This window comes from Flavobacterium sp. 9R (assembly GCF_902506345.1).
Classification (GTDB): Bacteria; Bacteroidota; Bacteroidia; order Flavobacteriales; family Flavobacteriaceae; genus Flavobacterium.
Window position 1 is genome coordinate 1,617,838 of the sequence record NZ_LR733413.1, and the last position, 13,307, is coordinate 1,631,144.

A 13,307-nucleotide genomic window follows, 5' to 3' on the forward strand; every position below is an offset into this window, starting at 1 on the left:
AGACGATGTTTGAACAAATTAAACACAATATGGAGACGATTGCAGGGATTGAAATCTATCCAGTACTTTCATTATTGATTTTCTTTTTCTTCTTTGTAGGATTAGCTTTTTGGGTGTTTTCATATAAAAAAGAAACCATTCAAGAAATGAGCAATATTCCTCTTGAAGACAATCCTTCTGTATAATTTTAAAGCGTAAAAAAAATGAAAAAATTAATTCCAGTATACGTTAGGGTTCCCCTTATTTTCTTCGCTGTTTTTGGTGCGATGGAGTATTTTATCGACTCAGGGGATCGTCCTGCATTTATTAAATTCCCAATGGTTTCTGTATTCTTGTTTGTCTTTCTTTTCTTATTGATTGCCATCGAGATAACGGTAAGCGCTATTGATGCTATTACGTATAGCTTATTAACAGATGAGCAAAAAGCCAAATTAGAAGAAGCTTCTTCTGTAAGTTTAGGAGAAAGTGATTGGTATAAAAATCTAATGAAAAAATTAACCAAATCGGCTCCAATTGAAAAAGAAGGGGAGTTGCTTTTGGATCACGATTATGATGGTATTCGTGAGTTAGATAATAGTCTACCGCCTTGGTGGGTGTATTTATTCTATACTTGTATCGTTTTTGCAGCTGTATATTTAATTCGTTATGAGATATTAGGCGCTCCAGATCAAGAAACTGAATTGAAAAATGAAATTGCCCAAGCTAAAATTGAAGTGGCCGAGTATATGAAAACGGCTCCTGATTTGATGGATGAGAAAACAGTTACTTTGTTGACTGATCCAGCTGAATTAGCGATTGGAAAAGAAATCTTCACGACCAATTGTGCTGCTTGTCACCGTGCAGATGGCGGTGGTCAAATTGGTCCAAACTTAACCGATGATCATTGGATTTTGGGTGGAGGTATCAAAAACGTTTTTCATACCATTATGAATGGTGGTCGTGACGGAAAAGGAATGATTTCTTGGAAAGGAACATTAAAACCAAAAGAAATGCAAAAAGTGGCAAGTTATGTATTATCTTTAAGAGGTACTAACCCTAAAGATCCAAAAGCTCCAGATGGTGAAATTTGGGTTGATGATGCCGCTCCAAAAGCAGACGGCGCTACTGCTCCAGTTGCTGCAGCTAAAGATAGCACTCAAGTTAAATAATATAATTTTAATAGTTGTATAGTCTGTGTCAAAGTGTTTTGCTTTGACACAGTCGTTTTAAAAAGTCTTATAAAAACAAAAGCCATGGCAGTTTTACCTGATGAATCTTTTCGTGATAGTATTGCAACTATCGATGAAGAAGGCAATAGAAAGTATATTTTTCCCAAAAAACCTTCTGGGAAATTTTACGACTATCGCAAATGGTTAAGTTATTTTTTGTTGATCATTCTTGTTTCCAATCCATTTATTAAAATTAATGGCAATCAGTTTATGATGTTCAATGTTTTAGAACGTCGTTTTAATATTTTTAGCTTTCCATTTTGGCCACAAGATTTCTATCTTTTTGTTTTGTTCATGATAGTGGGAGTAGTATTTGTGATACTATTTACTGTGATTTTTGGACGTATTTTTTGTGGATGGATTTGCCCTCAAACCATCTTCTTAGAAATGGTCTTTAGAAGAATTGAATATTGGATTGAAGGTGATCGCGGAGCTCAAATCCGATTGGATAAGCAAGAATGGAATGCTGATAAAATAAGAAAGAAAGTTGCAAAATGGTTTATCTTTCTTTTGATTTCTTTCTTTATTGCCAACGTATTTTTAGCCTATTTAATAGGTAGTGATGTGTTGCTTCATATGATTGAAGATGGGCCTAAAGGACATTTGAGCACGTTAATTTCACTATTGATTTTTACTGGAGTATTTTATTTTGTCTTCGCTTGGTTTAGAGAACAAGTTTGTATTATTGCTTGTCCGTATGGTCGTTTACAAGGTGTTTTGTTAGATAATAAATCAATAAATGTAGCCTACGATTTTGTACGTGGAGAAAAAGAAAAAGGACGTGCAAAATTTAATAAACAAGAAGACAGAGCGACAACGGGAAAAGGCGACTGCATTGATTGTAAACAATGTGTTCATGTGTGTCCAACTGGAATTGATATTAGAAATGGAACTCAATTAGAGTGTATCAATTGTACGGCTTGTATTGACGAGTGTGATACGATTATGGAAAGTGTTGGCTTGCCTAAAGGATTAATTCGTTATGCTTCAGAAGATGAAATTGAGAAAAACGAAAAGTTCAAGTTCACAACTAGAATGAAAGGCTATAGTGCTGTGCTGTTTATTTTAATTGGAATTCTCTCTGGTTTGTTGTTTTTACGTGCAGAAATAGAAACGTCTATTTTGCGCTTGCCTGGACAATTGTTTCAACACAAAGGCAATAACATAAGCAATGTATACACCTTCAAGATTATCAATAAGTCAAATAATGAAATTAAAGATGTTCACTTTAAATTAAAAGACATTAAAGGAACATTGAATGTGGTAGGAAAACAAAATCTAGTGGTGCCAAGACAAGGTATGAGTAGTGGAACCCTTTTTATCGAAATCAATAAATACTTATTAGAGAGCGATAAAACCAAAGTTGAAATAGAAGTGTACGAAGGCGATGAATTGATACAAACTACAGCGACCAATTTTTTAGGACCACGTAGTTTTGATTAGTATTGTTTTTAAATAAATAAATTATAAAAAGATGAAATTAAAGTTAAATTGGGGGACATACATTGTAGTAGCTTTTGCTTTGTTTATGACGTTTATCCTTTACTTTGTTGTAAAAGTACAATCAGATTCTAAATACGATAATGACTTAGTGGTTGAGGAATATTATAAACACGATATTCATTATCAAGAAGAAATGCAAAGGGTTCAAAATGCGCAAGATTTACCTAATAAGCCTCTAGTATCACAATTGGAAAATGAAGTTACGATTACTTTTCCAGCGAACTTTGATCCAAAAAAAATTACTGGTAATGTAGCTTTATACCGTCCATCTAATAAGAAATTGGATTTTCAAGTGAAATTAGTCTTGACAGAACCAGTTTTGCATATTCCAAAAACGAACCTTGTTGGAGGAAGTTGGGACATCAATATGGAATGGCAGTATGAAGGCAAAGCCTATTTGACCAAAGAAACGATTTACATCAAGTAAGTAATAAGCATTTAAAGTTATCTCCAAATGTTATATACCGCTTTTTTATTCGGATTAATAAGTAGTTTTCACTGCGTTGGGATGTGCGGACCTATAGCAATGCTTTTGCCAGTAGATCGCTCAAATCAGGCTAAGAAGGTAACTCAGATTTTAACGTATCATATTGGAAGACTCACGGCCTATGGAAGTATGGGATTGCTTTTTGGATTATTAGGCAAAGGTTTTTTTATGGCCGGAATTCAGCAAAAACTTTCTATTGTTATTGGTATTGTAATGATTGTAGTGGTTTTAATCCCAGAAAACATTTTTGCAAAGTACAATTTTTCGAAACCCATTTATCGATTAATTTCTAATTTGAAGCAAAAACTAGGAAGTCAATTCAAGCAAAAAACGTACAAGTCATTATTTACAATTGGTTTGTTTAATGGATTTCTACCCTGTGGAATGGTGTATGTAGCTCTCTTTGGTGCTATTGCTATGCAAAGCCCTGAAATGGGAGTTTTTTATATGATTTTGTTTGGATTAGGAACGATTCCTTTGATGAGCATAGTAGTATATATCAACTCTTTTTTGACGCTAAAGGTTCGAAATAAAATTCAAAAAATAATACCTTATGTTGCCGTATTTATTGGCGTATTGTTTATTCTAAGAGGGTTAGGCTTAGGGATTCCATATATTTCGCCCAATACAACAAGTTTATTTGTGCAACAGAATCCAAATTGCCATTAAAAAAGATTTTACTTTTATACAGTCATAGAAAAAAGCGCCGTTTCAGGTGCTTTTCTTTTTAGTAGTAAGTCGAAGGCCATACAAATGTTACGAACAAAAGGTTTTCCAGCTTCCAAAACGGTAATTTTTTGATTCTTGATGGTGATTAATCCATCTTTTTGCATTTCCTCTAACTGTGCAATAACTTTAGGGAGCTCTTCAAAATAAGTGTCTTCATTTTTCCAAGAAGTTTGAAATTGACACATTAGATTAAGAATATGCTGTCTGATGATTAAGTCTTCTGGAGTTAAAATATGACCTCTGTAAACAGGTAATTCTCCTTTCTCAATACATTCATAGTACTCTTCAATGGTTTTTACATTTTGAGCAAAACTATACCAACTATCACTTATTGAAGATACACCCAAACCAATCATAAGTTGCGTTTTAGAGGAGCTGTAGCCCATAAAATTGCGATGTAGTGTTTTGTTTTTGAATGACTCAAAAAGACTGTCTTCTTCTAGAGCAAAATGATCCATTCCAATTTCGTAGTAGCCATTTTTGCTTAATAATTTTTTACCAACTTCATAGAGTTGACGTTTTTCTTCATCCTTCGGAATATCAGAATCTTTAAAACCTCTTTGTCCATTTCCTTTGATCCAAGGAACGTGGGCATAACTATAAAATGCCAATCGATCGGGATGTAAGGATTTTGTTTTTTCGATGGTGTCAACAACATCTTCGAGTTTTTGAAACGGAAGACCAAAAATTATATCGTGGCCTATTGAGGTGTAGCCAATTTCTTTTGCCCAAAAAGTTACTTTGGCTACATTATGAAAAGGCTGTATTCTATGTATTGCGTTTTGAACTGTTTCTGAATAATCTTGAACGCCGAAACTAACTCTACGAAAACCTAAACCATAAAGCGATTGAAGTTGCGATTTAGTAGTGTTGTTTGGATGTCCTTCAAAGCTAAATTCATAGTTAGGCGCTTTTTTGGCTTTGCTTAGAATTCCGTGGATTAATTTCTCTAAATGTTCCGAAGAAAAGAAAGTAGGAGTACCTCCACCCAAATGAATCTCTTTGATGATTGGTTTTTTTTCAAGTAGCTCACAATATAAGTCCCATTCTTTTAGCAAAGCTTCGATGTAGGGATGCTCAACATTATGATTCTTTGTGATTCTTTTGTTGCATCCGCAAAAGGTGCAAAGACTTTCGCAAAAAGGCAAATGAATGTATAAACTAATACCCTCAGTTGAATTGCTTTCTTTGAATGAGCGCTTTAGCGTTTCTACCCATAAGTCTTTAGAAAAAAGCAACTCATTCCAATACGGTACCGTTGGGTAACTAGTATATCTAGGTCCTGGTACATTGTATTTTTGAATTAGATTTTTTTTCATAATTAACTTAAATTTAGACTACAAAAATATCTGTTATTGCTTCCTAAGGAAATGATATTTATCATAAACACTAAAAAACTGAGAAAAGAATAAAAAAAATCTTTCCTCAGTTGTTAATTATGTATGCATTATGTGGTTTACACCAACAAAGAATTAATCTTTTGTCTCCAGTTTTTGGCTAGTTTTTCATCCTCAAAAAGACAGACTTGATTCATAGGGTCGAATGTTGCATCATACACAGTAAAAACTTCTTTGTGATTGATGCGTTTGTAAAGCAACTCAAATTCAATCTTTACCGTTTTGTTAGTTTCCGCATCTGTTGTGTAGAGCATATGGCAGCCTACGATTTGGTTTAAATCGATGAATTTAGAGAGTGTTTCTTTTGGATTGAAATCAATAAAAAGAAAGGCTTTGTTCTTTTTGTCAATCGAAAAAACTTTCTTGTTTTGTTTTTCGGTCTCTTCAAAATCTAGGGTATTGTCTGGATTATGAAGTGCTTGTATTGCTTTAATTTTCTTTTTGTCGATATTATTTCCTCTTATAACGAAGTACAAGGGGATTGCTATTAAAATGGTTATTACTAAACCGATGATTGTTACTGCGGTATCCATATTTTTTGTTTTAAATGATAAATAATGAAATGTTGAAATTCACTTTTGAAAATCAATAATTAAGACACAAAGCGTATCTGAATGCAATTATTTCAATACAATCACCAAAAATAATGGACGGGAAAGAGTAAAAAAGATACTGTAGGTACTCTATTGATGCTTTTTGAAGAAAATGCTTTAGCAATAACTTCTTCATTGGTAACAAGTGGTAGAGTAGAAAAAAATGCTGTGAATAAGGCAAAAATAGGAGTAAGAAGACGTTTGCTTATTGCTGTAAAATGAACCGTTTTCGGCTGAATAAAACAAGATGAGCTGACAAATTGTTGGCGTAAGTTGGCGTCTTTTTGTGTTTCTATAATTGAAATACTTTGCCTTTTGTCTTCGTTTTGTGCAAGGCAAAACAAAAACAATATTCCTGATAGCATTACTATTTTACGCAAAAAAGTCATCTTGCAAAATTACAACTCTCCGATAGGTATCGATAATTAATGTACTTAAATGAATGTTAATCTTTAGTATAATGAATAAAAAAAATCCTCAATTTTAGACTGCCCCCAAAAAGTTAGACACTATTTGGGGGTATTTTTATGGAAAGAAAAGTCAGATATGATGCTTCATTTAAACTTGAATGCGTAAAATTAGTATTAGAAAAACATTATTCGTGCAATTATTTTATTATTCGAATCAGTTACTCTCGGTTTTATTCTAATCTCTCGATTATCTTACTCTTATTTCTTTGTTTCGATTTGCATCGAAACGGCTGTCAATTCAATATGTCTAGGAACGTATTCTTCTTTGTTTTTCCGCCTTTCGTTGTTTCTCAAAGCGGGTGCAAAAGTAGTAATTCTTTTTTAACTGGCAAGAAAATTTGAAACTTTTTTTGAAACTTTTTATCTCATTTTAAATCTCATTCTCTTATCAATCTCTCAAGGAACTTTCCGTATTTTGCGGGGTGCAAAGGTAAGTAACATTTTTATTTCTCACAAGCTTTTTTTGATATTTTTTTTTCAGAAATCTAATCCCGAATATCTCAATAACTTGCCAGTATATAAAAGAACGTCTGCGTTGTTGCGGGTGCAAAAGTAGCACCTTTTTTCGTTTAAACAAGCCTTTTTTAAAGCTTTTTTTGATTTATTTTTTAATGCATTAATAAAACATTGATAATCATTATTTAACACAAACATTAGCATCGTAAAAAAAATGACTTACCACAGACACTCTACTCTTAAAACCCAATTTACTCATATTACACCCCGTTCTTACCCTATTTACAGGACGTATTGAAGACATTCAAAAGCCAATCACTAATTATATATAGTAATACTTATTAATTCATTATTGTATACATACTATATATATAGTGTCTTCATACTCTACTCATACTCTACTCATACTCTATCCATACACTATCCATACACTATCCATACTTTATCTATACATTATATATACTCTATCTATACATTATATATAATGAGTAATAAATAACAATAGACTAAAAAACGAGAAACACGGAAATAGCTTTTTAACCACAACTACCCTAGCCCGGATGGGAGTGGCATCCTCTTGGGGCGGGGTTCGACCCAAGAGATAGAACGGACAGCCGGAAATAGCTCCTAAAAAAAACACAACTATATATTGAAGGTGTTTTGGTAAACGTTTATATTTGCATTCCTAAAATATATAAAAATGATTAGTATTACTTTGCCCGATGGGTCGATTAGAGCGTTTGCGCCGGGAACAACTCCGATGGAGGTTGCCAAAAACATTAGTGAGGGATTTGCAAGAAATGTCATTTCGGCATCTTTTGAAGGCACCACTATTGAAACCAGCACGCCCTTGACCACTGACGGTAGTCTGATATTATACACATGGAATGACGCCGAAGGTAAAAAAGCATTTTGGCACTCAACCTCACACGTAATGGCGCAGGTGCTAGAAGAAATGTTTCCAGGGATTCAATTGACTCTTGGTCCTGCAATTGCCAATGGTTTTTATTACGATGTTGATTTTGGTGAACAAAAGATAACTGAAGCCGACTTCAAAGCTATCGAAAGTCGAATTTTGGAAATCTCAAAAGAGAAACACGAATTCAAAATGCGTGCTGTTACTAAAGCTCAAGCATTAGAAACCTATAAAAACAATGTCTACAAAACAGAGTTAATAAGCAATCTAGAAGACGGAACTATTACTTTTTGCGATCACGCAACTTTTACAGATTTGTGTAGAGGAGGTCATATTCCTAACACAGGCATCATAAAAGCAGTAAAAATAATGAGTGTTGCAGGTGCTTACTGGAGAGGTGATGAAAAGAATAAGCAATTAACAAGAGTATATGGTACGTCTTTCCCTAAACAAAAAGACCTAACAGAATACCTAGAATTATTAGAAGAAGCCAAACGCCGTGACCACCGAAAACTTGGTAAGGAATTGGAGTTGTTCGCTTTTTCACAAAAAGTAGGGCAAGGTTTGCCATTGTGGTTACCAAAAGGTGCCGCATTAAGAGATCGTTTGGAGCAATTTTTGAAAAAAGCCCAAAAGAAAGCAGGTTACGAGCAAGTTGTAACTCCACACATTGGACAAAAAGAATTGTATGTAACTTCTGGACATTATGCCAAATATGGTGCTGACAGTTTCCAACCCATCAACACCCCTGCAGAAGGAGAAGAGTTCTTGCTAAAACCAATGAACTGTCCTCATCACTGTGAGATATACAATGTACGTCCATGGTCTTATAAAGACCTACCTAAACGCTATGCTGAATTTGGAACAGTTTACCGTTACGAACAAAGTGGAGAGCTGCACGGGTTGACTCGTGTTCGAGGATTTACTCAGGACGATGCTCATATTTTTTGTACTCCAGAACAACTAGATGAAGAGTTCAAGAAAGTAATTGACTTGGTACTTTATGTTTTTGGGTCTTTGGGCTTTGAAAACTTTACCGCTCAAGTGTCTTTGCAAGATAAAGAAAACAGAGAGAAATACATTGGTAGTGATGAAAACTGGGAAAAAGCAGAAAATGCCATTATCAATGCTGCCAAAGACAAAGGACTAAACACTGTTGTTGAATATGGTGAAGCTGCTTTTTATGGTCCAAAATTGGATTTTATGGTAAAAGATGCTTTGGGTAGACAATGGCAATTGGGAACTATTCAGGTAGATTACAACTTACCAGAACGTTTCGAATTGACCTACAAAGGCTCTGACAACGAATTACATAGACCTGTGATGATCCACAGAGCACCCTTCGGATCAATGGAACGATTTATTGCGATTTTGCTTGAACACACTGCAGGAAATTTCCCTCTATGGTTGATGCCAGAACAAGCTATAATCTTGTGTTTGAGTGAGAAATATGAAAATTATGCTAAAAAAGTTTTAAATCTGCTAGAAAATCACGAAATTCGCGCCCTAATTGACAATAGAAACGAGACTATTGGAAAGAAAATCAGAGATGCCGAAATGCAGAAAACCCCATTTATGTTAATCGTAGGTGAGGAAGAAGAGAAAAACGGCACGATTTCAATCCGCCGTCACGGTCAAGAAGGCAAAGGAAATATAAGCGTAACGATAGATGAATTTGCCGCTATTGTTGAAGAAGAAATTAGCAAAACATTGAAAGTATTTACAGTTTAACTTAAATTATAAAGTCATAGCAATAAGAAGCAACAGAGGTTATCAACCTCGCGTAGAAAAAAAGGATGCCCACAGAATCAACAACAACATTCGTGGGATACAAGAAGTAAGACTTGTAGGTGAAAACATAGAACCTGGTGTTTTTAAATTAGCCGAAGCATTACGTCTTGCGGATGAATTTGAATTGGATCTAGTTGAAATTTCTCCAAATGCAGAGCCTCCGGTTTGTAAAATTATGGATTATAAGAAATTTGTCTACGAACAAAAGAAACGTGACAAAGTCCTTAAAGCCAAATCTTCGCAAGTGGTGGTAAAAGAAATTCGTTTTGGTCCTCAAACAGATGAGCACGATTACGAGTTTAAAAGAAAAAATGCAGAGAAATTCCTAAAAGAAGGTGCTAAATTGAAAGCGTTTGTATTCTTTAAAGGACGTTCTATTATCTATAAAGATCAAGGTCAAATTTTGCTGTTACGTTTAGCAACGGATCTTGAAGAGCATGGAAAAGTAGAAGCTATGCCTGTACTTGAGGGTAAACGTATGATTATGTTTATTGCACCAAAGAAAAAGAAGTAAAGCCTCCCCCAGCCACTCCAAAAGAGGGAAGAAGAAACTCTAACAAGATTCATAGGGTGAGTATAATATCATTTCTCGTTCCCCCGTTCGGTGGAGCTTGAAAGTCAAAAATAAGTAAGTAAGAATAAATTAAAAATCTAGGAAAAAATGCCTAAAATGAAAACCAAATCTAGCGCCAAAAAACGTTTCAAAGTTACTGGTTCTGGAAAGATTAAAAGAAAGCATGCTTTTAAAAGTCACATCTTGACTAAAAAATCTAAAAAACGTAAATTAGCTTTGACTCACTCAGCGCTAGTTCACACAACAGATATGAAAAGCATCAAACAACAATTAAGAATCATCTAATAAAAGCATTAGGTCTTGAGAATCGAGTATTAAGACTATTACTTTAAAGAATTCTTTAGGTTAAAAAACATTTAATAACCTTGGAGTATGGCCATAAGTTCCTTTGATTTAATTCAGGACGCCTGCTACAAAAAAACAGTAAAATTATGCCAAGATCGGTAAATTCAGTTGCTAAAAGAGCAAGAAGAAAAAAAATAATGAAGCAAGCCAAAGGTTTCTTTGGAAGACGTAAAAACGTTTGGACAGTTGCTAAGAACGCGGTAGAAAAAGCAATGTGCTACGCATACCGTGACAGAAAAGTGAACAAAAGAAATTTCCGTGCTTTATGGATTCAACGTATCAACGCTGGAGCTAGATTAGAAGGAATGTCTTATTCACAATTCATGGGTAAAGTAAAAGCTAACGGAATCGAATTGAACCGTAAAGTTCTTGCAGATTTAGCGATGAATCACCCAGAAGCTTTCAAAGCAATACTTAATAAAGTAAAATAAACGTTTTATCAACTCAATTTAGATTACTTACTTATATAGAAAAACCCGAGAAATTCTCTCGGGTTTTTTTTATGTCTTTTTGGGATTGACTACCCTTTGTTGACCGACTACCGTTTCAAATCAAAGTGGAGATTTTGGCTAAAGCCGAATACGAAACTCATTTTAAAGAATGGGCTAAAGCCCATTCCTATTCAAGTTTTATCAACAAACAGAATGGAACTAAAGCCTATTCCTATTGAAATTTTACAAACAATAGAGAATGGGCTAAAGCCCATCCCTATTCAAATTCACAAACAATATAGAATGGGACTAAAGTCCATTCCTATTGAAATTTTACAAACAAATAGAATAGAACTAAAGTCTATTCCTATTGAAATAAGTAAACAAATAGTTCACTAACTCACTTTATAGACTTAAAAAAAGACCTTGCTGGGATGATTAACAAATTACGTCTGTACTAAAAAACTTTTATCGGAAATTTAAATACCTACAAGGTCTGGAAAAAGACCTTGCAGGAATAAGTAGTACATTACTGCTATTTAAAAAAATACCCGAAGTTTTTATTCCTACAAGGTTAAAAAAAACCTTGCAGGAAGGAATAACAAAATACAATTTGCCAACTGTCTTATGCAAAAAAACCAAGGTCATAAAAGAGACCTTATAGGAAAAATAACAGCTTGATTACATCTAGAAAAGCTTAGTGTTATTTATCGAGTTCAAGCTTTTAAATGATTCCATATTAAAAACCCTCTTTCCTTATAGCCCCGATCGCAGCGGCATCCTCCTGTTTTGTCTCGTTCGAAAGAACGAGACAAAACAGGAGATATAGCGGAGAGCGGGACGATGCCTGCTGATATTACCTCATTTTACCGCTCCTACTGCTTTTAGGAATTGATAAATCTAGGATTGATGAGATTGTCTATGGAATAGATTTCATCCCATTTTTCTTGGCTTATTAATTGGCGTTCGACAACCGCGATTTGATGGACGCTTTTGCCTGATTTTAATGCCTCCCCAGCTATACTGGCACTTTCTTCGTAACCCAAAATCGGATTCAATTGCGTCACGATTCCGATGCTGTTCATCACTAGGTCATAGCAATGCGCTTCGTTGGCTGTGATCCCCACAATGCATTTGTCTATTAGGGTATGAAGAGCATTGGACAAATAATCAAGGGAAGTGAACATCGCAAAAGCGATTACGGGCTCCATTACATTTAGCTGTAATTGACCCGCTTCGGCAGCCATAGTCACGGTTAAATCTTGTCCGATTACGTAGAAACAAGTTTGGTTGACTACTTCTGGAATTACAGGATTTACTTTTCCTGGCATTATAGACGATCCTGGCTGACGAGCGGGCAAATTGATTTCGTTGAAACCGGTTCTTGGACCTGAACTTAGCAAACGTAAATCGCTACAAATTTTGGAAATCTTAACTGCGGTACGTTTCAAGGTTCCCATTATTTGTACATAAGCTCCAGTATCTACAGTAGCTTCAATCAAATCTGGAGATAATGTTAGCGGGATACCAACTTCTTTGGCTAAATAGTTGACACATATCTCTGGGTAACCCTCTGGTGCATTCACTTTGGTACCAATGGCAGTTGCCCCCATATTGATTTCGAGTACTAGACTTTGTGCTTCTTTTAAGCGCTTGATGTCCTCACCTATTGTTGTTGCATAAGCGTGAAACTCTTGTCCTAAAGTCATAGGCACAGCATCTTGTAACTGCGTACGTCCCATTTTTAAGACTTTACTAAACTCGCGTCCTTTAGCTGTAAATGCTTTTTCTAATTCCTCTAAAGTGGTTAAAAAGCTTTCCATTTTAAGGTACAACGCAATTCGAAAGGCTGAAGGATAGGCATCGTTTGTGGACTGAGAGCAATTTACGTGATTGTTTGGGTGCAAGTATTGGTACTCCCCTTTTTTGTGTCCTAAGTATTCTAAGCCGATATTAGCAATCACTTCGTTTGCATTCATATTTACAGACGTTCCTGCTCCTCCTTGAATTAAATCACTCACAAACTCTTGGTCGAATTTCCCAGCAATCAATTGGTCGCTACCATAACAAATGGCTTCGGCAATTTTGGCGTCTAAAACACCGCAATCTTTATTAGCCATGGCCGCTGCTTTTTTTACATAGCCTAAGGCTTTTATAAACAAAGGTTCTTTTGATATTGGAATTCCGGTGATGTTAAAATTTTCGATTGCTCTAAATGTTTGGATTCCGTAATATACTTCGTTTGGGATTTCAAGTTCTCCTAAAAAATCGTGTTCTTTACGTGTTGCTTTCATAAAACTATTGTTTTTTTACGTGGTGTTTGGGCGTATTGTTAAAAAATAAATTTTCTTTAAAAATACAAAATAAATAAAATATAAAACAAAAGAAACAAAAAATAAGTTAATTT

General features: G+C 34.8%; 14 protein-coding genes. 10 read left to right on the top strand and 4 right to left on the bottom strand.

Annotation, left to right across the window (positions count from 1 at the left end):
• The first annotated feature begins 5 nt into the window (after positions 1–5).
• The 5 genes from FLAVO9AF_RS07075 to FLAVO9AF_RS07095 all read left to right on the top strand — a co-directional run bounded on the left by FLAVO9AF_RS07075 (position 6) and on the right by FLAVO9AF_RS07095 (position 3,867).
• Positions 6–185: a CcoQ/FixQ family Cbb3-type cytochrome c oxidase assembly chaperone gene (locus FLAVO9AF_RS07075; RefSeq protein ID WP_159686312.1), complete on the top strand. Its 180-nt coding sequence runs from the start codon at positions 6–8 to the stop codon at positions 183–185.
• A gap of 18 nt (positions 186–203) precedes the next feature.
• Complete coding sequence (locus FLAVO9AF_RS07080; RefSeq protein WP_159686314.1) at positions 204–1,148, top strand: cbb3-type cytochrome c oxidase N-terminal domain-containing protein; 945 nt, start codon at positions 204–206, stop codon at positions 1,146–1,148.
• Positions 1,149–1,232: 84 nt separating this feature from the next.
• Complete coding sequence (gene ccoG / locus FLAVO9AF_RS07085) at positions 1,233–2,651, top strand: cytochrome c oxidase accessory protein CcoG (RefSeq protein ID WP_159686317.1); 1,419 nt, start codon at positions 1,233–1,235, stop codon at positions 2,649–2,651.
• Between the two features lie 31 nt (positions 2,652–2,682).
• Positions 2,683–3,138, top strand: coding sequence for a FixH family protein (locus FLAVO9AF_RS07090; protein WP_159686319.1), 456 nt, complete (start codon positions 2,683–2,685; stop codon positions 3,136–3,138).
• A gap of 27 nt (positions 3,139–3,165) precedes the next feature.
• Positions 3,166–3,867, top strand: coding sequence for a sulfite exporter TauE/SafE family protein (locus FLAVO9AF_RS07095; protein ID WP_159686321.1), 702 nt, complete (start codon positions 3,166–3,168; stop codon positions 3,865–3,867).
• 14 nt (positions 3,868–3,881) lie between these two features.
• Here the strand turns inward: FLAVO9AF_RS07095 and hemN are convergent, their stop codons facing one another.
• The 3 genes from hemN to FLAVO9AF_RS07110 all read right to left on the bottom strand — a co-directional run bounded on the left by hemN (position 3,882) and on the right by FLAVO9AF_RS07110 (position 6,306).
• Positions 3,882–5,246 carry an oxygen-independent coproporphyrinogen III oxidase gene (gene hemN / locus FLAVO9AF_RS07100; protein ID WP_159686324.1) on the bottom strand — a complete coding sequence of 455 codons (1,365 nt, stop codon included), beginning with the start codon at positions 5,244–5,246 and terminating at the stop codon, positions 3,882–3,884.
• A 137-nt stretch (positions 5,247–5,383) separates the two neighbouring features.
• The gene (locus FLAVO9AF_RS07105; protein WP_159686326.1) at positions 5,384–5,857 is read right to left on the bottom strand and encodes a hypothetical protein; all 474 of its coding nucleotides are present in this window, start codon (positions 5,855–5,857) and stop codon (positions 5,384–5,386) included.
• A gap of 101 nt (positions 5,858–5,958) precedes the next feature.
• Complete coding sequence (locus tag FLAVO9AF_RS07110) at positions 5,959–6,306, bottom strand: hypothetical protein (protein WP_236552290.1); 348 nt, start codon at positions 6,304–6,306, stop codon at positions 5,959–5,961.
• A 1,237-nt stretch (positions 6,307–7,543) separates the two neighbouring features.
• Between FLAVO9AF_RS07110 and thrS the strand changes: the two genes are divergently transcribed.
• The 5 genes from thrS to FLAVO9AF_RS15770 all read left to right on the top strand — a co-directional run bounded on the left by thrS (position 7,544) and on the right by FLAVO9AF_RS15770 (position 11,564).
• The gene (gene thrS, locus FLAVO9AF_RS07115; RefSeq protein WP_159686332.1) at positions 7,544–9,490 is read left to right on the top strand and encodes a threonine--tRNA ligase; all 1,947 of its coding nucleotides are present in this window, start codon (positions 7,544–7,546) and stop codon (positions 9,488–9,490) included.
• 16 nt (positions 9,491–9,506) lie between these two features.
• Positions 9,507–10,064, top strand: coding sequence for a translation initiation factor IF-3 (gene infC, locus FLAVO9AF_RS07120; protein WP_370516465.1), 558 nt, complete (start codon positions 9,507–9,509; stop codon positions 10,062–10,064).
• Positions 10,065–10,211: 147 nt separating this feature from the next.
• Positions 10,212–10,409, top strand: a complete 198-nt coding sequence (gene rpmI / locus FLAVO9AF_RS07125; RefSeq protein ID WP_024982756.1) for a 50S ribosomal protein L35 — start codon at positions 10,212–10,214, stop codon at positions 10,407–10,409.
• A 146-nt stretch (positions 10,410–10,555) separates the two neighbouring features.
• Entirely contained in the window at positions 10,556–10,900 is a 345-nt protein-coding gene (gene rplT / locus FLAVO9AF_RS07130; protein ID WP_035623056.1) for a 50S ribosomal protein L20, read from the top strand.
• Positions 10,901–11,345: 445 nt separating this feature from the next.
• Positions 11,346–11,564, top strand: coding sequence for a RepB family protein (locus FLAVO9AF_RS15770; protein ID WP_159690938.1), 219 nt, complete (start codon positions 11,346–11,348; stop codon positions 11,562–11,564).
• A gap of 220 nt (positions 11,565–11,784) precedes the next feature.
• Here the strand turns inward: FLAVO9AF_RS15770 and aspA are convergent, their stop codons facing one another.
• Positions 11,785–13,194 carry an aspartate ammonia-lyase gene (gene aspA, locus FLAVO9AF_RS07140; RefSeq protein WP_159686335.1) on the bottom strand — a complete coding sequence of 470 codons (1,410 nt, stop codon included), beginning with the start codon at positions 13,192–13,194 and terminating at the stop codon, positions 11,785–11,787.
• Positions 13,195–13,307: the final 113 nt, after the last annotated feature.